This is a genomic window from Lachnoclostridium phytofermentans (genome assembly GCF_000733755.1).
In the GTDB taxonomy this organism is placed as follows: Bacteria; Bacillota; Clostridia; order Lachnospirales; family Lachnospiraceae; genus Lachnoclostridium; species Lachnoclostridium phytofermentans_A.
In genome coordinates this window covers 622897-645236 of sequence record NZ_JPOF01000003.1, presented here as the reverse complement: position 1 = coordinate 645236, position 22340 = coordinate 622897, and the positions used below count along the sequence as shown (strand labels likewise).

Annotated in this window: 17 protein-coding genes, 2 tRNA genes and 1 pseudogene; 19 read left to right on the top strand and 1 reads right to left on the bottom strand. The window is 35.3% G+C overall.

Going from position 1 to position 22340, the window contains the following annotated elements; all coding sequences use genetic code 11:
• Window positions 1–20 precede the first annotated feature (20 nt).
• The 7 genes and pseudogenes from CC92_RS0108355 (at window position 21) to CC92_RS0108325 (ending at window position 6370) form a co-directional block, all read left to right on the top strand.
• Complete coding sequence (locus CC92_RS0108355; RefSeq protein ID WP_029503353.1) at window positions 21–1382, top strand: NCS2 family permease; 1362 nt, start codon at window positions 21–23, stop codon at window positions 1380–1382.
• A 379-nt stretch (window positions 1383–1761) separates the two neighbouring features.
• Window positions 1762–2988, top strand: a complete 1227-nt coding sequence (locus CC92_RS0108350) for a 6-phosphofructokinase (protein WP_029503354.1) — start codon at window positions 1762–1764, stop codon at window positions 2986–2988.
• 265 nt (window positions 2989–3253) lie between these two features.
• Window positions 3254–3723 (top strand): annotated as a pseudogene (tnpA, locus tag CC92_RS20880) (IS200/IS605 family transposase).
• A 534-nt stretch (window positions 3724–4257) separates the two neighbouring features.
• Entirely contained in the window at window positions 4258–5091 is an 834-nt protein-coding gene (locus tag CC92_RS0108340; RefSeq protein ID WP_029503355.1) for a DegV family protein, read from the top strand.
• Window positions 5092–5121: 30 nt separating this feature from the next.
• Window positions 5122–5991 (top strand): DegV family protein, encoded by an 870-nt coding sequence (locus CC92_RS0108335; protein WP_029503356.1) that lies wholly within the window; start codon window positions 5122–5124, stop codon window positions 5989–5991.
• Between the two features lie 201 nt (window positions 5992–6192).
• A tRNA-Pro gene (locus CC92_RS0108330) sits at window positions 6193–6266 on the top strand.
• A 31-nt stretch (window positions 6267–6297) separates the two neighbouring features.
• Window positions 6298–6370: transfer RNA gene (locus CC92_RS0108325), tRNA-Thr, on the top strand.
• Between the two features lie 148 nt (window positions 6371–6518).
• Here the strand turns inward: CC92_RS0108325 and CC92_RS0108320 are convergent.
• Entirely contained in the window at window positions 6519–7031 is a 513-nt protein-coding gene (locus CC92_RS0108320; protein ID WP_029503357.1) for a hypothetical protein, read from the bottom strand.
• A 640-nt stretch (window positions 7032–7671) separates the two neighbouring features.
• On the opposite strand from CC92_RS0108320, the gene CC92_RS0108315 reads away from it, so the two are divergent.
• The 12 genes from CC92_RS0108315 to CC92_RS22985 all read left to right on the top strand — a co-directional run bounded on the left by CC92_RS0108315 (window position 7672) and on the right by CC92_RS22985 (window position 22326).
• Window positions 7672–8544 carry a patatin-like phospholipase family protein gene (locus tag CC92_RS0108315; RefSeq protein WP_029503358.1) on the top strand — a complete coding sequence of 291 codons (873 nt, stop codon included), beginning with the start codon at window positions 7672–7674 and terminating at the stop codon, window positions 8542–8544.
• A 19-nt stretch (window positions 8545–8563) separates the two neighbouring features.
• Window positions 8564–9304: an HAD family hydrolase gene (locus tag CC92_RS0108310; protein WP_029503360.1), complete on the top strand. Its 741-nt coding sequence runs from the start codon at window positions 8564–8566 to the stop codon at window positions 9302–9304.
• A gap of 12 nt (window positions 9305–9316) precedes the next feature.
• Entirely contained in the window at window positions 9317–11119 is a 1803-nt protein-coding gene (locus CC92_RS0108305; protein ID WP_029503361.1) for a glycerophosphodiester phosphodiesterase family protein, read from the top strand.
• 358 nt (window positions 11120–11477) lie between these two features.
• Window positions 11478–11969, top strand: coding sequence for an RNA polymerase sigma factor (locus CC92_RS0108295; RefSeq protein ID WP_051650760.1), 492 nt, complete (start codon window positions 11478–11480; stop codon window positions 11967–11969).
• Between the two features lie 2 nt (window positions 11970–11971).
• Complete coding sequence (locus CC92_RS0108290) at window positions 11972–14296, top strand: RCC1 domain-containing protein (protein WP_029503364.1); 2325 nt, start codon at window positions 11972–11974, stop codon at window positions 14294–14296.
• A gap of 525 nt (window positions 14297–14821) precedes the next feature.
• Window positions 14822–15553, top strand: coding sequence for an aminoglycoside phosphotransferase family protein (locus tag CC92_RS0108285; protein ID WP_029503365.1), 732 nt, complete (start codon window positions 14822–14824; stop codon window positions 15551–15553).
• A gap of 256 nt (window positions 15554–15809) precedes the next feature.
• Window positions 15810–16481, top strand: a complete 672-nt coding sequence (locus tag CC92_RS0108280) for a response regulator transcription factor (RefSeq protein ID WP_029503366.1) — start codon at window positions 15810–15812, stop codon at window positions 16479–16481.
• Window positions 16482–16498: 17 nt separating this feature from the next.
• On the top strand, window positions 16499–17539 hold the full coding sequence (locus CC92_RS0108275) for a sensor histidine kinase (RefSeq protein WP_197035789.1): 1041 nt from the start codon (window positions 16499–16501) through the stop codon (window positions 17537–17539).
• Window positions 17540–17673: 134 nt separating this feature from the next.
• Window positions 17674–18453, top strand: coding sequence for an ABC transporter ATP-binding protein (locus CC92_RS0108270; protein WP_029503369.1), 780 nt, complete (start codon window positions 17674–17676; stop codon window positions 18451–18453).
• On the top strand, window positions 18446–20437 hold the full coding sequence (locus CC92_RS0108265; RefSeq protein ID WP_029503370.1) for an ABC transporter permease: 1992 nt from the start codon (window positions 18446–18448) through the stop codon (window positions 20435–20437). Before CC92_RS0108270 ends, CC92_RS0108265 begins: the two co-directional genes overlap by 8 nt.
• A 365-nt stretch (window positions 20438–20802) precedes the next feature.
• Window positions 20803–21102, top strand: a complete 300-nt coding sequence (locus CC92_RS0108260) for a CD3324 family protein (protein WP_029503371.1) — start codon at window positions 20803–20805, stop codon at window positions 21100–21102.
• Window positions 21103–21234: 132 nt separating this feature from the next.
• Entirely contained in the window at window positions 21235–22326 is a 1092-nt protein-coding gene (locus tag CC92_RS22985) for a glycoside hydrolase family 3 protein (protein ID WP_051650761.1), read from the top strand.
• The last annotated feature ends 14 nt before the right edge of the window (window positions 22327–22340 follow it).

Here is a 22340-nt window from a genome sequence, read left to right as displayed (position 1 = left end):
TATAATAGGAGGAAGTATTTATGGAACGCTTTTTTAAATTAAAGCAGAACAACACAACCGTACGTACAGAAGTAATTGCAGGCTTTACTACATTCTTTGCTATGGCGTACATTATCACAGTAAACCCGACTATGTTAGAGCAAGCAGGAATGCCATGGGGAGCGGTATTTTTAGCAACCATATTAGCTTCTATCGTCGGAACATTAATTATGGGATTAGTGGCTAATGTTCCATATGCTCAGGCACCAGGTATGGGCTTAAATGCATTTTTCGTATTTACCGTATGCTTTGGTCTTAAGTTTAGCTGGCAGGAAGCTTTGGCAATGGTATTTATCTGTGGTTTATTTAACATTTTTATTACAGTAACAAAACTTCGTAAGTTAATTATCAAATCCATACCAGAAAGCTTACAGCATGCAATTGGTGGTGGTATTGGTATTTTCGTAGCATATATTGCAATTGTAAACTCAGGACTTGTTACCTTTGTTGGTGACCCACTTGTTCCAGGTATTGCAAAATTTAATAATCCAGCAGTTATCTTAACAGTGATTGGACTTGTACTTACAGTAATTCTTTTGTTACTAAACGTTAAGGGTGCTATCTTTATTGGTATTATTGTAACTACCTTACTTGGTATTCCATTTGGTGTTACTAAGACAGCGGATACTATTAGTTTTAGTGAGGCTGTTAGTCAGTTACCAGAAACCTTTGGTGCAGCCTTTGGTAAAGATGGTATTCAGCATTTATTTGCAGATGCAAGCAGAATCCCTCTTGTATTAATGACAATCTTTGCATTTAGTTTATCTGATACCTTTGATACTATCGGTACTTTTATTGGAACAGGACGTAAGACGGGAATCTTCTCTAAAGAGGATGAGGATGCACTAGAAAGTGGGGCAGGCTTTAAGTCTAAGATGGACAAGGCTTTATTTGCAGATGCAACAGCAACTAGTATTGGTGCTATCTTTGGTACTTCTAATACAACTACTTACGTAGAGAGTGCAGCAGGTATTAGTGCAGGTGGACGTACCGGTTTAACCAGTGTTGTGGTAGCGATATTATTTGCTATCAGTGCGTTCTTTGCTCCATATGTCAGTGCAATTCCTTTTGCAGCTACCGCTCCTGCTCTTATTATTGTTGGTGTAATGATGCTTTCTGCATTTAAGCAGGTTGATTGGAATGATTTAGAAGAAGCTATTCCAGCGTTTTTTGCAGGTGTATTCATGGCTTTTTGCTATAGTATCTCCTATGGTATTGCAGCAGGATTTATCTTCTACATTATTGTAAAATGCGTGAAGGGAAAAGTGAAAGAAGTTACACCAGTACTTTGGGTAGCAACAGCGTTATTCATTGCAAACTTTGTTATTTTAGCATTTTTATAATTGAAAGCTTAGAGTTCCATATTTCTTATATTAATTAGTATAAAGTGGGGTTACGAATCGGCGTATCAGCTATCCGTAGCCCTATTTCGATGTTATGTAGTCGACTATGTCTATGATATTGACAGGGACATAAAGTCATTGGATATAACAATAGATTAGAAAAATTCAGAATAGTTTTTAGAAAAAAGTGCATGATATGCTTATATTTTAGTAAATTAATTCACTTTTTTTAGTGTTGTATTATAAAAGACCATCTGATATAATCTCGTAGTGAGCGCGATTGCGCAAAAACGTGCAATTTGTACATAGAGTGCAAATTCCACACATCGTATTATAGTCTCACGGAATGGGACGCAACTAAAAATGAGGAGGCAATTACATGAGAAGCAATGTCATTGTTGGTCAGTCTGGAGGGCCTACAGCGGTTATTAATTCAAGTTTGGCGGGGGTATACAAAACAGCAAAGGATCGTGGTGCTAAGAAGGTTTATGGAATGAAACATGGTATTCAGGGCTTTCTTAACGGACAGATTGTTGATTTATCCGATCACATTAAAAACAATCTGGACATCGAGTTACTAAAGCGTACACCTTCCTCTTATCTTGGTTCATGCAGATATAAGCTTCCTGAAATTTCAGAGAATAAAGAAGTCTATGAGACCATCTTCCAAAAGCTTCATGAATTAGACATTGAGTATTTCTTCTATATTGGAGGAAATGACTCTATGGATACCATCAAAAAATTATCAGAGTATGCAGAAATGACAGGTAGTCACATTCGCTTTATGGGTGTACCAAAAACGATTGATAATGACTTAGCTGCAACAGATCATACGCCTGGTTTTGGTAGCGCAGCAAAATACATTGCTTCGATTACCAAAGAGGTAATTCGTGATGGATTAGTTTATGATGTTAAGAGTGTAACTGTATTAGAAATCATGGGTAGAAATGCTGGATGGTTAACAGGTGCGGCTGCTCTTGCGAAGAGTGAAGACTGCGAAGGACCGGATATGATTCTTCTTCCGGAGGTTCCATTTGATTCAAAAGACTTTATACGAAAAGTGGATGAAATTCAAAAACGTAAGAAGTCTGTAGTGATTGCTGTTTCAGAGGGTGTTCGTCTTGCAGACGGCAGATATGTTTGTGAAGTTGGAGATGCAAACGGTAGCGTGGATGCATTTGGACATAGACAGCTTTCTGGTACAGGTCGTGTATTAGCTAACCTAGTATCGTCTGAACTTGGTTGTAAAGCACGTGCGATTGAATTTAGTACCTTACAACGCTGTGCTTCTCATATCGTATCCCGTACGGATATTTCAGAAGCATTCCAGGTCGGTGGCGCAGCAGTAAAAGCGGCTTTTGAAGGTGAGACTGGTAAGATGATTACCTTAAAGCGAGTATGTGATGAACCATATCAATGTACTACTGATATCTATGATATTAAAGCAATTGCTAACGTTGAAAAACGTGTGCCTATGGAATGGATTGATGTTCCGAATTATTATGTAACACAGGAGTTTATTAGTTACGCAAGACCATTAATTCAAGCAGAGCTTACACCAATTATGGTAGAGGGACTTCCAAGACATTTATATTGTGAGGAATAAAACGTTAGTGATAATGTTAATTGAATGAATAGAGTTCATTTTTTTACCAAAAATAATAATAGGTTCTGTTAAGATCTATTTAATAGAGCAATAGAAAGTACAGGAATCTACTTTCTATTGCTTTTTTAATTGTAGGGCTATCTTTAATAAACCACCGGCTAGGCCGGTGGATCACAATGGCTTCTAGCATTTTCATAATAAAACTCCTTTGTTATAATAAGTGTGGGTCTCAAACCGCACTAAATATAACAAAGGAGGTATCCAATTGGATAAGAATACATTATCACATACAACATGGGAATGTAAATATCATATTGTTTTTGCACCGAAATTTAGAAGGCAGATAATTTATGGAAGTATAAAGGCAGATGTTGCAAATATACTAAGTACATTGTGTAAAAGGAAAGGTGTAGAAATTATAGAGGCTGAATGCTGCAAAGATCACGTGCATATGCTAGTTAGAATACCACCGAATATAAGCGTTTCGGAATTCATGGGGTATTTGAAGGGAAAAAGTTCATTGATGATATTTGATAGACATTCAAATTTAAATACAAATATGGAAATAGAAAATTCTGGTGTAGAGGATACTTTGTAGATACAGTTGGAAAAAATGCAAAGAAAATAGAAGAATACATCAGAAGCCAGTTGATGGATGACCAAGCAGAAGATCAACTAAGTTTGAAAGAATTTATTGACCCGTTCACGGGTGAGCCAGTAATAAAAGGCAAATAATAAACCCTTGTAAGGGTTAGCCAGAGAAAGTGGTGCGGTTGGGGCCTTTACTTTCGAAGGACCTTTGAGGTCCATGCCGGCAATAGCCCCTTACAGGGGCAGAGCAAACCACCAGTTCACACTGGTGGTGCTGATTAATAGGAAATTATTCTACGAGTAATCTCCTATTAATTAAAAAACTCTCCGAGGGATGCTCACTCCGCTGATGCTTCGTCGCGACAAAGTGGCACCGCTCTGAATTTGTTGATTCAGGGAGCCTAGAGTGGCGAAGCCACTTTGTTCTTCCTAATTTATGTAGTTAGAAAAAACTGCAGAATAAAACAAGAAGTAAGAACATCATGATTTGCATTTTTTTATGAAAGAGGAGCTGTATATTATTTTGAATTACTGTACTTCATTTATAAAATTTTCACTTTTCAAAATGAAAAAACTATGCTATGATTGTATATAGTATTTAAAACTACGTTATGCGATAGATAATTACTACGTGATAAAGACATCATCACAATATTTACAATTGACAGGAGGACTATTATGTCTTATATAATTTTATGCGACAGTTGTACTGATTTACCAAAGGAGTTACAGCAGGATGAACATATTGTAAAAGTAGCATTGTCCATTCAAATAGAAGAAGAAAATATTATTGACGACGAGACATTTAATCAGATTGATTTTTTACGCAAAATGAATGATAGCAAAAATTGTCCGAAATCATCCTGTCCGTCACCAGATAGTTATATGTCTCATTTTGATGAAGCGGAAGATATCTATGTGGTAACTTTATCCTCTCGATTGAGTGGTTCTTATAACAGTGCGGAACTTGCTAAGAAGCTTTACTTAGAAGACCATCCGAATAAAAACATCGAAGTATTTGACTCAAAATCTGCATCGGTGGGACAGACATTAATTGCTATGAAGATTCAAGAATTAGTCTCAAAAGGGCTATCTTTTTCTGAAGTAGTAAAAAAAGTAAATGATTTTCGTGATAATTTGAAGACAAAATTTGTGTTAGAGACCTTAGATACGTTAAGAAAGAACGGCAGATTAAGTAACTTAACTGCTGTAATTTGCAGTGCACTTAATATAAAACCTATCATGGGATCTGACGATGGAAATATAATTAAAATTGATCAGGCTCGTGGGATTGAAAAAGCACTACTAAAGATGGTAAAATATATGGAAGAGGATGTGATTGATGCGAAGAACCGTGTTCTTGGTATCGCACACTGTAATAATTTTGAACGTGCAATCTATGTAAAAGACGAAATTATGAAGTGTATTCCTTTTGCAAAATGTTTCATAGCAAACACGGGCGGTATTTCTAGCTTATATGCAAATGAAGGCGGCATCATTGTTTGTTACTAATCGGGAGAGAAAGGAAAGGATAGGGACCAAATGAAAGAGTTTGTCATTACAACAGATTCCAATTCGGATTTATTGCCATCCTACATTAAAGAAAAAAACATTGGGATTATCTCACATTATTACGATTTAGAAGGCATAACTTACGGGGAGGACCATTTATTATCTGCGAAAGAATTTTATGATAAGATGCGTGCAGGGGTTATGCCAACAACAATGGCAAGTAATCCAGCCGTAATTCGAGAAACCTTTCAAAAGTATGTCAGTGAGGGCTATGATGTACTTCATATTAGTTTTTCTTCAGCACTAAGCGGTGGCTGTAACAACGTAATGGTAGGTGCAAAAGAAATTTGTGAAGAAAATGAAGGTGCTAAGATTATTGTAATTGATACTCTTAATGTATCCTTAGGTCAAGGCATGGTTATCATGAAAGCCGTTGCCATGAGAGAACAGGGAAAGAGTATTGATGAAGTAGCAGCATGGATTGAAGAACATAAATTAGAATTCTGTGTCCAATTTACGGTCGATGATTTATATCATCTTCATAGAGGTGGTCGAGTTTCTAGGGCGACAGCAATCGTAGGCTCTATGATTAATATTAAGCCTATCTTAGTGGTTAATAACGAAGGTCAGCTTGTATCCAATGGAACTACACGTGGAAGAAAGAAATCACTTGCTACCTTAGTGGATAATATGCTATCTACGATGGGAAAATATAAGGACGAAAAAAATGTAATCTGTGTTGTTCACGGAGATGTCGAAGAAGATGCTAATTTTTTAGTGAATCTAATTAAGGAAAAGCTACATACCGACAATATTGTTGTGAATACAGTAAGTCCAAGTATTGGAGCTCATTCGGGTCCTGGAGCAATCGGTATCTGTTATATGGGTGAGCATCGATAAATAGATACAAAGTTTTTTTATAATATAACAAATTAAAAAACCAAGGAGATAGAGCAAAAAGTATTATTTTTGTGATAAATCTTCCTTGGTTTTACTCTATTTTATTGTGAGGATTTTCTTTTCTTGGTCTTGACAATTTTAAAAAATAGTAGCATAATATCATAGCGACCTGCTTCTTTTGTACATACAGTAGTCTCAATTCGAGGCGTGGCTCAGTTTGGTAGAGCGCTACGTTCGGGACGTAGAAGCCGCAAGTTCGAATCTTGTCGCCTCGATGATGGGTTTTTGTTACCCATATCATAATATGCCGTTATAGCACAGTCGGTAGTGCGATTCACTCGTAATGAATAGGTCATCGGTTCGATTCCGATTAACGGCTTTTTGAAAATCTGGTAAAATTAATTGCTGTAGCCATTGGAAGAAAGTTGTAGCACCTAAGAGGGTGCTTTTTTTCATGCTTACTAATAGTGGAGTTTCTATTTTTTTAATTGTGCTAGTCTCTAATGTAAAACTTCTTCTTACATTATTTAATTACCCCAAGTAATAGATACCTCATCCTCAATAACCTCAAACCGTTGTTCATAAAGGTTGCTGGTTTTATCATTATATTGAACATTAATACTGGAATTCCCAGAAATAGTATCATTTTTAGAAGTTAGATAAATCTTACAGGTGCTACTTGAGATATACCATTTATTTGTATTAATATATCTTAGATATAATTCAATATCCTTATCAAACCCAGTCTGATTTTTATCTATGTGAACTTTAAAAGTATATTCTCCATATTCTCCGCCTTTTGTTTGAATTGTATTTTGATCAAAACTCAATTCTTCTGTATTTCCTTTATGCATCATGAAAACAGAAGTGTCATCTAGGTTTATTTCCTTCTCGTTGATATATACATGAACAATCACATTAATACGATCTCCGAAATATAGATAGCCTTGAAGTTGTGGTATTGTAAATATCATAAGGATGATTATGCAAAGGATGAAAGCCAGAGAAACAAATAGTTTATTATTCTTAATGAACTTCATAGTACCTCCTTGTAGCTTATTATATTACAATGCGTGCTAATAAAATTAATTCAATTTCCTTTATTATAAGTTGCAACGTAATACTTAGATAGTATCAATATTAAAAAAATAACTATTCGATATTTTAATAATAACTATTCGATATGTTACAAATAATGTATCGAAGAAAGATCGCTATTGTTCTTTCCTCCCATTTTTACCTTTGTAGAAATAAGAATCTTAAAAAACAGAGGTTAAAAATAATTAATGATGAAAAGATAAAGTTGATGATATAAAATAGTCAGATTGAATTTAAGTTATTGACACTTATTTGCTCCTTCTAGTTTTGTAATTAGCATTGACACTGATTTGAAACATGTTATTATGGTTGTATGTGAAGATTATGGAAAGAAAAGTCTTTTCTAATCTAACTTTCGTATATCGATAGAATATCCAGGGTGAAATTTTTAATCTAAACATACGATTATAATAAAAGTTTAAATCAGTTGATTTCTTGGCAAATTATTAGGTTATCATTTAAGTAGGAAATCGCTTCATATAAAGTCGAGCAATCGCACAAATATCCTAGCTTTTCCTCTTTGGTCATCATACTAATAAAAGGAATAATTAGAAATAAAACCTATGTCATGTGGAGGTAACAATGATAGAAGGAGCTTTAGTACTTGAAGGAGGGTCCCTTCGGTGCCTGTTTACAGCCGGAGTATTAGATGTTTTAATGGAACATGGAATTGAACTATCCTATGTGAATGGAGTATCTGCCGGTTCGATGTGCGGTTTAAATTATGTCTCAAAGCAGATTGGAAGAACGAAGGATATTAATCTTAATTATGTGAATGATAAACGGTATCTCGGGGTTCATAATCTATTTCGTCATGGTGGAATTTTTAATTTTGATTTTTTATTTAGTGATATTACGGATCATTTACATCCATTTGATAAAGAAGAGTTTTTAAATTCGAAACAAAGATTTACAGCTATTGCAACGAACTGTCAGTCAGGAGAAGCAGAGTTTTTTGAAAAAGATAGCTGTGCGAACGGGAGTTGTGATGAAATATTTTTAGCAACTAGAGCATCAAGTAGTATGCCAATGCTATCAAAGATGGTGAAAATACAGGAAGAATATTACTTGGATGGAGGTATTGCTTTACCGATAGCGTATCAAAAAGCATTAGAAGAAGGCTATCAAAAAGTTATAGTGGTTTTAACTAGAGAAGCTGGATATCAAAAAAGCCCAGAGAAAAGATCGCTATTTCATGCTTATGAAAAGCTTTACTCGAAGTACCCAAAACTACTAGAAAAATTACACCAAATACCGCAGCATTATAATGAGATGCAAAAGGAGATAGAACAACTAGAAAAGGAAGGAAGAATCTATGTGATTCGACCACAACATCCGATTACGATAAAAAGGTTGGAAAAAGATATTGATAAACTAGAAGAGCTTTATAAGCGAGGAAGAAATCGGATGGAAGAGGACCTCGATCGCTTGAAGGATTATCTTGATATGATATAGAAAAAATGGGGGAATCATTATGAAATTAGCAGCGATCCTATGGGATTATGATGGCACGTTAGTTGACAGCACCAAGAAAAATATACGCGTTACGAAAGAAGTATTAAAACACTTCATACCAGAGATTGAACGTAATATGCCAAAAGCGCTGACATCAATCGAAGAATATCAGAAGGCAAATTATAAGTATAAGAACTGGAAGGAGCTATATGAACACGCATATGGTCTAACTATGGAACAGATTGAAGATGCTGGGAAGCTTTGGAGTCCTTATCAGTTACAGGATGATTCCATACCAGAGTTATTTGATGGATTAGTTGACATAATACCAAGGCTACCAGTGAAAGTACAAGGAATATGCTCTCAAAATGGTGCAAAAAGTATAGAAAATACATTAGCTTCCTATGAATTAGCAACGTTTTTTCCGGCAATTATAGGCGTGGATGAAGTTGGTTTTGGAGAACAAAAGCCAAATCCTGCGGGGTTTTTAAAGTGTTTATCGAAGTTAGGAATAGATTATGAAGATTCTCTACTAATTTATATTGGTGACCATGCAGAAGATGTTGTTTTTGCTAAGAATGCAGAGAAGTGCTTGTTAGAACAGCTACGAAATAAAAATAGTAATAGTACTGTAAAAGTGATTACCATTGGAGTAAATTACAGTGGTTCGGATGCATCCACTTGGGGAGTAAAACCAGAATATACGGTAACTTCTCCTAAGGAAATAGAAAGTATTATAACGGAAATTATTGAGAACTAGAAGGAAAAGCCTGTGAATAAATATACCTTAGCATTTCGGCTACTAAAAAAGAACTTTAAAACAGTACTACTATTTGAGATATTTTACAAATTAGTAGGGTCAACGGTATTCACTCCTTTATTATTTGGTATGTTAAATCTTGCCCTAAAGCTTTCTGGAGAACAGTATCTGACCAATGATAATTTATTTGATTTTTTAAGAAGACCAACAACGATTGTTATTGTTTTAATCATATTACTAGCTGTGACATTATTTACATTAGTTGAGATGACGGCATTGGTTCAATGTTTTCATGCTTCCTTTTATAATAATAAAATGACAGTCTCACAGATGTTCCAAGCTGGTTATCGATCTGCATTTCGTTTATTTCGGGGGAGAAATGGGCTAATTATTCTTTTTGTTCTATTTATTATACCAATCACTAATTTTGCTTTAGTATCAGGCTACATTTCCAGCATCAATGTACCGGAATTTATTATGGATTATATCAATAAGAATCAGGTATTATCGATACTATTTCTTCTGTGTATGGTGTTTTTTGCAGTGATTGCAATGCGATGGATATTTAGCATTCATGTATTTACATTAGAAGGCTGTAATTATAAAAGGGCAAGAAAAGAGAGTCTTCGAATGAATCGAGGCCGCTATAGCAAGAATGCAATTGGGCTGATTGTCTGGAATATTACAATAAGCGTACTTGTGTTAGCCATCACTTCTCTTTCAATTGGTGCAGTAACTCTTGTCATTAAAGCATTTAGTAATTCAACAATAGCCTACTCGATGACACTAGCAATCGTAGCAGGTGCTCTGCTTTTATTATTAATTGTATTTGCCAATTTTGCAGTAGCAATCTCGTTTGCATTTATCAGTGCATTATATTATAAACATAAGAGATATTCAGGTGAGGAGATTCCAACTTATCATTCATCATCTATTACCTTCCCTAAACTAAAAAAGGTCTTAGTATTTGGTGTATTGGTGGCAGCAGTGATTAATATATTCTACTTATCCGTTGTAACTGACAAGGATTTTGATTGGAATGTTCAATTATTTGAACATACCCAGGTATCAGCACATCGTGGTAATTCCAGTGTAGCGCCGGAAAATACTCTACCTGCCTTTGAAAGTGCAATAGAACAACGAGCGGACTATATCGAACTTGATGTCCAACAGACGAAGGATGGGGTTATTGTAGTAATGCATGACTCTAATTTAAAACGAATCTCTGGAAAAAATCTAAATATATGGGATGTTACCTACGAAGAGATTAAAGATATTGACGTTGGAAGTTGGTTTCACAGTGATTTTTCGACGGTTAGATTATCAACATTAGAAGAAGTAATTAGGGAAACAAAGGGTAAGATAAATTTAAATATTGAACTCAAGCCAAATGGACATGAGGTTGATTTTGAAAAAAGTGTTGTCGATATAATAAAAGAGAATAGAGTAGAAGATGATTGTGTCGTCGCCTCTATGAATTATGACTGTTTAAAACGAGTGAAAGAGTATGCACCTGATATAAAAACAGTATATGTAATGACCGTTGCCTATGGTTCTTTACTAACCTTAGAGTATGCGGATGTCTATAGCATTGAAGCTTCCTTTATTACAAGTAAATTGGTAAATGATATTCATCGTCAAGGAAAGGAAATCTATGCTTGGACAGTGAATAACGAGACTAATGTCCAGAAAATGATTGATTTAGGTGTTAATAATATTATTACAGATGATCCTGTGATGGTTCGTGAATTAATATATTCTAAGAGTTTAAATGAGAATATTGTAGATTTCATTAATCGACTGATTAATAAGTAGGTAATTATGCTTACGAGAATGAGGAAAAGTTGGCTCTTAACGCTGTTTTATTCCAAGCAACTCAATTAAATAAAGGACATATCGATATCAAAGTTAGGACTGAAAAAGGTGGATGGAATAACCTTTTTCAGTCCTATTTTAACATACTCAACAGTAACTTCTTTCTCCATATCATGCATAGGGAAATGGATGATAGCTTGTTAAGGATTTCAGTCATGTATTTCGTAGTATATGTTATAGAATTTTACTGAAAGTAAATTACAATGAACAAATATTGGTAGCTGCGTTGTATTATTATTAAAGGGATTAATTCTAAGATTTGATTCTGTAATCATCATATAGATTGGGGGGAGTGGCTGTGGAGTGTTCCTATGAAAAACATTCTATAACGGAAAGTTTTCATCAGTATTCGGATATGGTTTACCGCATTGCGCTTAATTCCGTTCGAAGCATTGCAGTTGCAGAGGATATTACACAAGAGGTTTTCTTAAAACTATTGGAAAAGTCAATCTCGTTTGAGTCCACACAGCATGAAAAAGCATGGTTAATTCGAGTAACAATTAATTATTGTAAAAATTATTTAAAGTCAGGTTGGTTTCGGAAAATCACGGAACTGACAGAAGATATTCCATATAACAGCGGGACCATGTATACCTTGGAGCAAAAGGAACTTTATCATCAACTGATGAAACTAAAGGAGTTGGAGCGAACAATAATTTATCTATATTACTATGAAGAATATACACTAGCTGAAATAGCAAAAATATTGGAGATGAATAGTAATACCGTTGCAACGAAGATACGAAGGGCCAGGGAGAAACTTAAATTTCATATGGAAGGAGGGAAGTAGTGATGAAGAAAGGGGTAAAAACGTATGAAGAACAGGAAGAAAATAAGTTTAAACAAAATATCAAAGCAGTCTATGAAGGACTTAATTACCAATCAAAATCAAAGCAAGAGCTATTATCACGTCTTTCGCAGATGGAGAAGAAGAAAAACATCGATGCTGAAGAAACATGCGATTATATCTATTTGAAAGCAGATCGAAAGATGCGAGAAGGAAAAGGAGTATCCTTTCTAAAGTTAGGGGCACGTATTGTGGCAATCGCAGTATTATTATTTTTTGCTGGTGTATTGACCTATCGAGTCCATCTGAGATTAGAAAAACAAAAAGAAGCAGCGGTAGATATAAAAGAAAAACAGGAGCAAATAGAAGGACAGAATACAGAGCAAAAGGATAATAGCCAAGGAGAGGATTATTCTAAAGATTGGGAGAAAGAACAAGGAAGCTCTGACATACTGGAAAAAGAAGAGAGTAGGAAAAATAATTTCTTAGGAAAAGAAATAGAAATTCCTGTCAGAGTTCCTATGGAAAGCCTTTATCTTAGCGGAGAATTTCAACTAGAGAATTTCTACCTTACCAATGTTGTTCAACCAGAAAATCAATATAGTATCGATGAAACAGGTATTCTTTGGGGATTAGGTGATAATCGTGCTGGGCAGCTAGGTCAGGGTGTGCAAGGATATTACGGGGAGGCATATGTTGATTTTACTAAGGAACCGGTAAAAATTGCAGAACATGTTGTCCATGTAGATGCTAGTAGTAACTATTTTGCAGTTTACTTGACAGAAGATGGAAGTCTTTATGGAATGGGTGCTAATTTTGATGGACTTATGGGGTTAAAGAAGGTAGGCTCTTATTTCAATCATTCTATGGATGTCTGTGCGATAAGCCCTGTACTATTAATGAAAGAGGTTGCTTATGCAAGATGTGGAGAATACCATATCCTAGTTCTTAAGAAGGATGGAACGGTATGGAAAATCGGAAATACCAAGGATGCTAGCCAAAAACCGAATTCCATGGGATTAATCGACTGGTACGAAAGTACCCAAGCATCGAAGCCAAAGAAGATGTTTGAGGATGCGATCTATATTACTACAGATAGTTTCCAATGTGCTGCGATACGCTCGGATGGAACATTATGGACTTGGGGTGATAACAGTAAAGGTGTATTAGGCACAGGAAACTTTGAAGAGGGCACTGTAGAAATACCAAAGCAGGTGGCAACCGAGGTATCTATGGTATGGCTTGGTGAGGTTGCATTTAACTCTATGGTTACGAAGATAACCTATGGAATGAGACCTAATGAAGCAAGGCTTTCCCTTCCACAGATGATAATTCAAAAGAAAGATGGAACCATCTTTGGTTGTGGAGTAGGATTTGGTAATTATGAGAAAACGGTGAACGGAGAAGTAATTAAAATATCGGCTACCTTAGTGCCTGCCACGTTATCAAATAAAGAAAGTCAAATAAAGAACCTGGAACTCGGAGAGTTTCCATTAGGTACAACTTATTTCGATGTGATTCAGTATCTAAAGGAAAATCAGATTTCATATGAAGCATACGACGTTAGTAATAAAATTGAGATTAGCCATAAATACTTTGGAAAGCAATATGCTTGTAGCTTGCTTGAATTTTCAGACAGTGGCACGTTAGAAACGATAAACATTGATTTTGGTTTGTCACCAGATGGTAAAATCAGAGTACAAAGTTCGTTGGAAGAAGTTCAGAAAGCTTACGGGAAAGAGAACTTAAGCATTACCAGGAGCAATGGTAGTATAATAAAGCAGTATGCCTATCCAAATGGATATCTTCAGATCATAAGCAGAGATGATGCTGTAACAAAGATTACAATAAATAAGTATTCTATCTTACCTCTAGTAATTATGGAGAAGCTATGTAGTGTTGAAGAGCGGTCATATCAATCAGAACAGGATAAGATTATGGGAATTCCGCCAATTATAAAAGAATTTGGATTAACCAATGGTAAGGCTACACTATCTGAATATAGAGAGGATCAATTAGTAACGAAGCAATATCAGGTAGAAACTATACCATGTGGATTAGGCCAGGCGGTTGTAGTGCATAGGAGTACAATGACTGACAATTCATCAAAAGTAGATCAATTAATACTTGCTGTTTTTAATAATAATTTTGATGAAGTAAAAACCAAAGTAATTACGCTTAATACAATTGGAGGTACTCGAATTTCTATTATGGAACAAGGAGTTAAGGTAGAGTATTCAAAAAATCCAGAGAAAACATTAGAAAATGCGACAGAAGAAGAGATTGGGAAATTTTATTTAACTGAAGAAGGCTGGACTCAGATTCCTTAATTATAGGAAACAATTTAATAAGTTTTTTGATAAGCAGAACTGAGGAATCATAGACAGAGAATCTATGCAACTAAGTTCTGCTTTTCTAGTAGATATGGTGTATGTTCTAATCAAGAATATTTAATTTTATATCATTATTCTAAGTAAAATCGCCTATTGTAAAAGGAACTCATTCTTTACGAATGTGGAGGAAAATGCTAGAATAAATGGTAGATAAGAATAAATGCTAGATAAGAATAAATGGTAGGTTAGAAAAAATGATATAGGAACAACTTAATAGGCTTTAGTAAAAAATCTCTTGTTTTAACATTGATATCTATCTATTTGTATTCCTGAATCCAAAATTAGAAGAGTGTAGAGTCCTAAGTAATGAATGCAACTTAATCAATAAGAACGAAATTAATATAAGGATAAGACAGTATTGTGAAAGATTTCGTTTCGATAGAATTATGATTGTACTGTAATTAACTACATTGTAAATAATGCAACGTTATGCCAAATAAATTAAACATAAGGAGATTAACTATGGAGCTCAAATTAATTGGACAAGGAAATACTGCAGATGTATATGACTGGGAAGACAGTAAAGTATTAAAGCTATTCCACAAAGGCTATCCAATTGACTCTGTAAAAAGAGAATATGAGAATGCAAAGAGACTAAATCAAATGAGCTTTCGAAAGCCTAAGGTGTTTGAAATCATGTCAGTATCAGAGCAAAATGGTATCTTGTATGAAAAGGTGAATGGTATTTCCCTATTAGATTACTTAATGAGAACAGGAGATATCGAAGGCTGTGCCAAAAAAATAGCAAAGCTACAGGATGAAATTAATGAGAATAAAGCATATGGTTTTATGGATTATAAAGAATTCCTACATAACAATCTACAGCGTTTCATCCTATCGGGGAATACGGAAGCTAAAAATAAAGGTGAAGAGATGCTTCATCTGCTTACAACATTAAAAGATGGAGAGAATCTATGCCATGGAGATTATCATCCGGGTAATATGTTTATAGAAGAGGATGAAGTAACTGTCATTGATTTTATGAACTGCTGTAAGGGTCCTAGAGAATATGATATCGCTAGGAGCCTGTATTTAATTCAATATACACCGATGCCAGAGAATATGCCTGGGGTGGAGAAATTGATAAAAATGAGAGAGCAGTTAGCAGATTACTATCTTTCTTCTATGAAGGTAAGTAGAGAAGAGTTGAAAGATTATCTAGCGGTTATCACGGTTTCAAGAAGTGGAGAGTAGGACTTCAGCTGCTAAGAGAGGGGGATAAATCTTTTACTTTATAGTTGTGTCAGAGTTGAACTACGAACTTGGGATGCCCAGCGCACAGAATCAACTTGTTGAGTATAAGGTTAAACTAAATTAGATAGAGATAAAATAATAAATTAGAAAGAGATAAAGTTAATCCTAAACTTGATAAAGTAAATTGCATCACAAGTATGATAAAGATAAAGTGCATCAAAAGCTTACTGTATGCATGTTAGAAATGAGGAAAACAATGTATAAGATCATAATGATAGAAGACGATATGACCATTGCAAAAGCAATTAAGGATCACCTGTGTAAATGGGGTTATGAGGCAGAATATATTACGGAATTTCAGAACGTAACGGAACAGGTAATAAAGTTCGAACCACATCTAGTTCTACTTGACGTTTGTCTGCCTTATTTTAATGGGTTTCATTGGTGTAGCGAGATAAGGCGGGTATCAAAAGTACCTGTGGTGTTTTTATCATCTGCTGCAGATAATATGAATATCGTAATGGCGATGAATATGGGAGGCGATGACTTCATAGCAAAACCGGTAGATCTTAATGTACTGACAGCAAAAGTTCAAGCTATCCTTCGCAGGACCTATTCCTTTCAAGGACAATTAAATGCGATTGAACATAATGGCGCAATTTTAAACCTAAGTGATATGTCTATGGTCTGTGGGCATGAGAAGGTAGAACTTACAAAAAATGAGTTCCGTATTCTGCAGATTTTAATGGAGAATATCGGACGCGCGATCACAAGAGAAGCAATTATGGAACGTTTATGGGAAAACGACAGTTTTGTTGACGACAATACGTTAACTGTAAATGTGAATAGACTCCGAAAAAAATTAGATGATGCAGGATTAGAAAATTACATTACAACGAAAAAAGGTGTTGGGTATATGGTAATGTAACATGGTAAGGAGAAGAGATGGAGAAAGTAAGAAAGAACAGGAAACAAAATATGAATCGAGTCTTTAAGCTCTTAGTCTCTTATATAAAAAGACATATCTCAATCATTATATCTGCAGGGATCGCGATAGTACTGTTTCTTATCGTATTTAGTTTGTATGATCTTCCACTCGAAGCGGTTTTATATGCTTCCGTATTATCGATTATAGCAGTCAGTTTATTTGGTCTGATACGTTTTTATTTCTATTACAAGAGGCAGCAAAAACTTCAATGGCTGATGCATACAATCACCTTTTCAGAAGAAGAGTTTCCACAACCTCAGGATAGGATAGAGGAGGATTATCAAGAAATCATTCGTATCTTAAGTGAAAGATATACAAAGATGTTATCTGATGTGGACGGAAAATTATCTGATATGATGGATTATTATACCATGTGGGTGCATCAGATTAAGACTCCAATCGCTGCAATGCGTTTGTTATTGCAGAGTGAAGATACGCCTATGTCAGAGGAATTACAGGATCAATTATTTAAAATCGAGCAATATGTAGGAATGGTACTCCAATATCTACGTGTGGAAAGTATGTCAGGAGATATGTTATTATCACGGTATGAACTTGATGATTTAGTGAAGCAGGCGATTAAAAGACATTCAAAATCATTTATCAGAAAGAAAATTACGCTAAATTATGAAAAAGTTCATAAAAAAGTTTTAACCGATGAAAAATGGCTTGTGTTTGTATTAGAGCAGTTAATATCGAATGCATTAAAATATACGAGTTCAGGTAGTATCTCAATTTACCTCGACCCTGAACAAGTAGATACCCTAGTAATAGAAGATACTGGGATCGGTATTTGCTCCGAGGATTTACCGAGAGTTTGTGAGAAGGGTTACACAGGATATAACGGCAGAGCAGATAAAAAATCTACCGGAATCGGATTATATCTTTGCAAACGCATCCTAAATAAGTTATCCCATACCCTGACGATCACTTCCGAGGTTTCGAAAGGAACCAAGGTGTATATAGGCCTTGCTACGAAAGAATTAACTGTGGAATAAGGGAAAAAAGTTTTATCTTACAATAATGTAAGTTTGAAAAAGAGAATGTAAGCCAAAGCGATGGCATCACATTCTCTTTCTTTGCTATACTAACACCATAATTCGTGATTGAAAATATTTTAGGAGGAAGAAACATGTCATTATTAGAAGTAAAAAACTTAAAAAAAATATATACCACACGATTTGGTGGAAATCAGGTACAAGCCTTATCCAATGTATCCTTTTCGGTAGAGAAGGGGGAATATGTAGCCATAATGGGTGAGTCCGGATCTGGTAAAACAACCTTACTAAACATCCTAGCTTCTCTTGATAAGCCAAGCAGTGGAGAAGTGCTTTTAGAAGGGAAAAGCCTTAACACGATAAAAGAGTCAGAGATATCTGCATTTCGTCGTAATAATTTAGGCTTTGTTTTTCAAGATTTTAACTTGCTGGATACTTTTTCTCTGCAGGATAATATTTTTTTACCGTTAGTTTTATCTGGAAAGCAGTATGATGAGATGAAAGGCAGACTCCAAAAAATCGCTGCTAAATTAGGAATCTCAGATCTGCTAAATAAATATCCATATGAAGTATCTGGTGGGCAGAAGCAAAGAGCAGCAGTTGCAAGGGCTTTAATTACAAATCCGTTATTAATTCTTGCAGACGAGCCAACAGGTGCACTTGACTCCAGAGCTACAGATAGTTTGCTTAAATTATTTACAGAACTCAATGAGGAAGGTCAGACCATCTTAATGGTAACCCATAGTACGAAGGCTGCAAGTCATGCCAAAAGAGTTCTTTTTATCAAAGATGGTGAAGTGTATCATCAGCTATACCGTGCAGGGATGTCAAAAGAAGATATGTTTGCTAAAATCTCTGACACATTAACGATGATAGCAACCGGATCTGCTCGCGGGGGTGACTTACATGAATAGTTCCTTATATGCAAAACTTGCTGCAACGAACATTCGAAAAAATGCGAAAAATTACGTACCATATATCCTCACCTGCCTCATAACGATTATGATGTTTTATATGATGTGTTTTTTAGCAAAAAACACTGCTCTACGTACCATGTCAGGCGGGGATTCGCTTATTATGATTTTAGGCCTTGGAACGGTAGTAATCGGAATCTTTGCAGTTATTTTTCTATTTTATACGAATAGTTTTTTAATTAAACGAAGAAAAAAAGAAATCGGCTTATATAACATCCTAGGTATGGAAAAAAAGCACATAGCTAAAGTATTAGCGTTTGAAAGTTTTTATGTAGCGGTACTCAGTATTTCCCTAGGCTTATCCTTTGGTATTTTACTTAGTAAATTAATGGTTTTAGCATTGGGAAAGATGTTAAGTTTTAAGATATCCTTTGGATTTGAGATATCTGGAAGTGCTGTTGTCACGACCTTAATTTTGTTCGCGGCTATCTTTGTTTTATTATTGTTGAATAATTTGCGCCAGATTCATCTAGCAAATCCAATTGAGTTATTACGCGGAAAACAAGTAGGTGAGAAGGAACCAAAAACGAAATGGATTCTGGCGTTGATTGGTTTGGTTTGCTTATCGGGTGGTTATTATATTTCAATAACGACAAAATCTCCGCTGGATGCAATCGGATTATTCTTTATCGCAGTTATCTTAGTTATTATAGGTACTTACTGTGTGTTTACCGCAGGCAGTATCGCAGTTTTAAAAGTACTTCGTAAAAACAAACGATATTACTACAAAGTAAATCATTTTATCTCAGTCTCCGGTATGATATACCGAATGAAACAAAATGCAGTAGGGTTAGCGAATATTTGTATCTTAAGTACCATGGTGCTTGTGATGATATCCTCCACGGTATCTCTTTATATCGGGTTTGAGGATTCTTTAAAAGCCATGTATCCATGGGAGATTCAGGTAACAGGATATGATATTACTAAGGATGAGGGTGAAACAATAGAAGAAGTAATCAAAGAGATTACAGACAGCCATCAATTAGAACAAAAAGAGATAGTAACTTATCGGTATATGTATCAAATGGCGAAGCAAGAAGGAAATCAGTTTTTAATGACAGATGCTGATACTTACGTTTATAATGATGGAGCGGTTCTTTATATGATATCGCTCGAAGATTATAACAGATTACTTGGAGAAACTAATACACTAAAACCGGATGAAGTCTTTGTTTATTATACCAATAACAAGCTAACAGATGACACGATAAGTTTTGGCAAGGAAAACTATCATATAAAAGCTATGGCGAATGCATCAGAAGTAAACTTGGTCTTTTCTCCAGATATGGTAGAAACGTATTATATCATCTTACCAGATAAGGATGCCTTTGCGAAAATCAATCACGAATTAGGAAATGTAACAGAAGATATTAATAGAATTCAATACTTTTATGGATTTAATACCGATGCACCAAGCGAAAAACAATTAGCGGTATTTGAGGATATCCTAGCGCTTCGTAGGCAAGCGGATGTTGAACCTTTTCAGAGTCTTCGTATCCAAAGTTCAGAATACATGAGAAGTGAATTTTTATTTTTATACGGCGGGCTCTTTTTCCTTGGTATCTTTTTAGGAACCCTGTTTTTAATGGCAACAGTATTGATTATGTATTATAAACAGATTTCAGAGGGAAATGATGATAGAGAGCGCTTTGAGATTATGCAAAAAGTTGGTATGAGTCAAGAGGAGGTAAAAAAGACGATACACAGTCAGGTCTTAATGGTATTCTTCCTACCAATCGTAGCGGCAGCCATTCACATTGCGTTTGCCTTTAATGTGATTACAAAACTATTGGCAATCTTTAATTTAACTAATATTGCTCTTTTTGCAACCTGTACGTTAGTGACATTGGGAGTATTTATAGTATTTTATGCGCTAGTTTATACGCTAACTGCGAGAACGTATTATCGTATTGTGAAGCAGTAGAGTGTAGAAAAGAAAAAATTATTTATATATCATAATAGAATTATTCATTAATTAATATATTAGATTTTCAAAAGCAGAGATCAAATTGAGGAGGCTGCGTGTTTATCACGAAGTAAGGCAATTTAACTCTGCTTTTTTGATAAGAAGGATTATATTTGACATACTTACCTAAAACAGATACCATAAAAAGATAGAATCTAGATGTAATAAGAGACCTATACTATAAAAATGAATTACATAGTATAAATTAAGGAGGTATTCATGAGAAAATTAATCACTAACGCATAGCAATAGCTATTGCGTTCTGTTCATTTGGCCAATAGCGATTGCTAGTCCTAGGATGAAATGATTTAGGAGGAGCAACTATGAGCTATGTGAAGGCTGAAACTATATTGCCTTTTGAATTAATTGAACAAATACAAGATTATATTGATGGAGCATCCATTTATATACCAAAGAAAGAGGATAATAAGAGTCCTTGGGGTACAAAAACGAATACTAGATTAGAGCTAGAACAAAGAAATACTGCTATTTACAAGTGCTATTTACAGGGAAAGAATTATAAGATACTAGCAAATGAATTCTATCTCTCGGAGAAGAGTATTCAAAGAATTGTTTTAGAACAACGGCGAAAGCTGGTTATAAAGAAAGATAATGTTAGGTGAGTCATAACGATACGGAACAACAAGATATGACATAAATCCTTGATAGAGTATATTATCTATGATATTTAGAAGATACTACATTGCTTAAAAACCTCATCTTCGTATAATGAAATTAAGAAAGGAGATGGGCTAATGGGGAACATATCATATCTTGAAACACCGTTATGGAACAATCATTTACCACTTAAGAAGAGGTTAGATTATCTGATAGAAAACTTGACCTTGGAAGAAAAGTTTGAGTTTCTAGGGACAGGTTGTCCAGCGATAGAACGTCTTGGAATTTCTAGTACCTTTCACGGAGGAGAGGCTGCGCACGGTATAGAAGCAAGACACGATCAATCATTTAATAAGGGAGAACCTGAACCAACGACAATATTTCCACAGCCAATCGGAATGAGTGCTACTTGGGATAGGGCTCTTCTAAAAAAGATTGGGGAAGCAGTTGGTAATGAAGCCAGAGTGTTGTATCAACGTCACAAGAATGGCGGTTTGTGCCGTTGGGCACCAACAATCGATATGGAACGTGATCCACGCTGGGGGCGAACAGAGGAGGCTTACGGAGAAGATCCTTATCTTACTGGGAAGATGGCTTCTGCCTACATTCGTGGAATGCGTGGTGAGGATCCGTTTTATATCAGGTGTGGTGCGACCTTAAAGCATTTCTATGCAAATAATACTGAAAAAAATAGAGTATCCGCATCCTCATCTATCGATCCTAGAAATAAATATGAGTATTATTTAGAGCCCTTCCGACGCGCAATAACAGAGGGAAAGGCAGAAGCCATTATGACGGCATATAATGAAATTAATGGAGTTCCTTGCATTGTCAATAACGAAGTAAAGAACATAGTGAAGGATCAATGGGGGCTTAGTGGGCATGTCGTATGTGATGGAGGTGACATGATACAAACCGTAAATGATCATAAATATTTTGGTTCCCATGCCCAAACCGTTGCTTATGGGTTAAAGGCTGGTATCGATTGCTTTACAGATAACCGAGAATTGGTAATCAAAGCAGCAAAAGAAGCCTATCAAGCTGGGCTCATTTCAGAGGAAGATTTGGATACCTCGATTCGTAATTCATTTGCAACTAGAATTCGTCTTGGCTATTTTGATGCTTCAGGACAAAATCCGTACACAAGAATATCAGAAGATTATATGAATAGTGATGAAAATAAAGCACTCACCCTAAAAGCGGCATTCCGGAAGCCAAGAGCTTGGTAATGCGATTGCAGCGG

What these genes read in the sequence shown, in the direction of transcription:
- CC92_RS0108355 (WP_029503353.1), top strand. Translation starts at nt 21, where the DNA reads ATGGAACGCTTTTTTAAATTAAAGCAGAACAACACAACCGTACGTACA.
- CC92_RS0108285 (WP_029503365.1), top strand. Translation starts at nt 14,822, where the DNA reads ATGGAGCTCAAATTAATTGGACAAGGAAATACTGCAGATGTATATGAC.
- CC92_RS0108275 (WP_197035789.1), top strand. Translation starts at nt 16,499, where the DNA reads ATGGAGAAAGTAAGAAAGAACAGGAAACAAAATATGAATCGAGTCTTT.
- CC92_RS0108290 (WP_029503364.1), top strand. Translation starts at nt 11,972, where the DNA reads ATGAAGAAAGGGGTAAAAACGTATGAAGAACAGGAAGAAAATAAGTTT.
- CC92_RS22985 (WP_051650761.1), top strand. Translation starts at nt 21,235, where the DNA reads ATGGGGAACATATCATATCTTGAAACACCGTTATGGAACAATCATTTA.
- CC92_RS0108265 (WP_029503370.1), top strand. Translation starts at nt 18,446, where the DNA reads ATGAATAGTTCCTTATATGCAAAACTTGCTGCAACGAACATTCGAAAA.
- CC92_RS0108270 (WP_029503369.1), top strand. Translation starts at nt 17,674, where the DNA reads ATGTCATTATTAGAAGTAAAAAACTTAAAAAAAATATATACCACACGA.
- CC92_RS0108320 (WP_029503357.1), bottom strand. Translation starts at nt 7,031, where the DNA reads ATGAAGTTCATTAAGAATAATAAACTATTTGTTTCTCTGGCTTTCATC.
- CC92_RS0108350 (WP_029503354.1), top strand. Translation starts at nt 1,762, where the DNA reads ATGAGAAGCAATGTCATTGTTGGTCAGTCTGGAGGGCCTACAGCGGTT.
- CC92_RS0108280 (WP_029503366.1), top strand. Translation starts at nt 15,810, where the DNA reads ATGTATAAGATCATAATGATAGAAGACGATATGACCATTGCAAAAGCA.
- CC92_RS0108315 (WP_029503358.1), top strand. Translation starts at nt 7,672, where the DNA reads ATGATAGAAGGAGCTTTAGTACTTGAAGGAGGGTCCCTTCGGTGCCTG.
- CC92_RS0108260 (WP_029503371.1), top strand. Translation starts at nt 20,803, where the DNA reads ATGAGCTATGTGAAGGCTGAAACTATATTGCCTTTTGAATTAATTGAA.
- CC92_RS0108335 (WP_029503356.1), top strand. Translation starts at nt 5,122, where the DNA reads ATGAAAGAGTTTGTCATTACAACAGATTCCAATTCGGATTTATTGCCA.
- CC92_RS0108310 (WP_029503360.1), top strand. Translation starts at nt 8,564, where the DNA reads ATGAAATTAGCAGCGATCCTATGGGATTATGATGGCACGTTAGTTGAC.
- CC92_RS0108340 (WP_029503355.1), top strand. Translation starts at nt 4,258, where the DNA reads ATGTCTTATATAATTTTATGCGACAGTTGTACTGATTTACCAAAGGAG.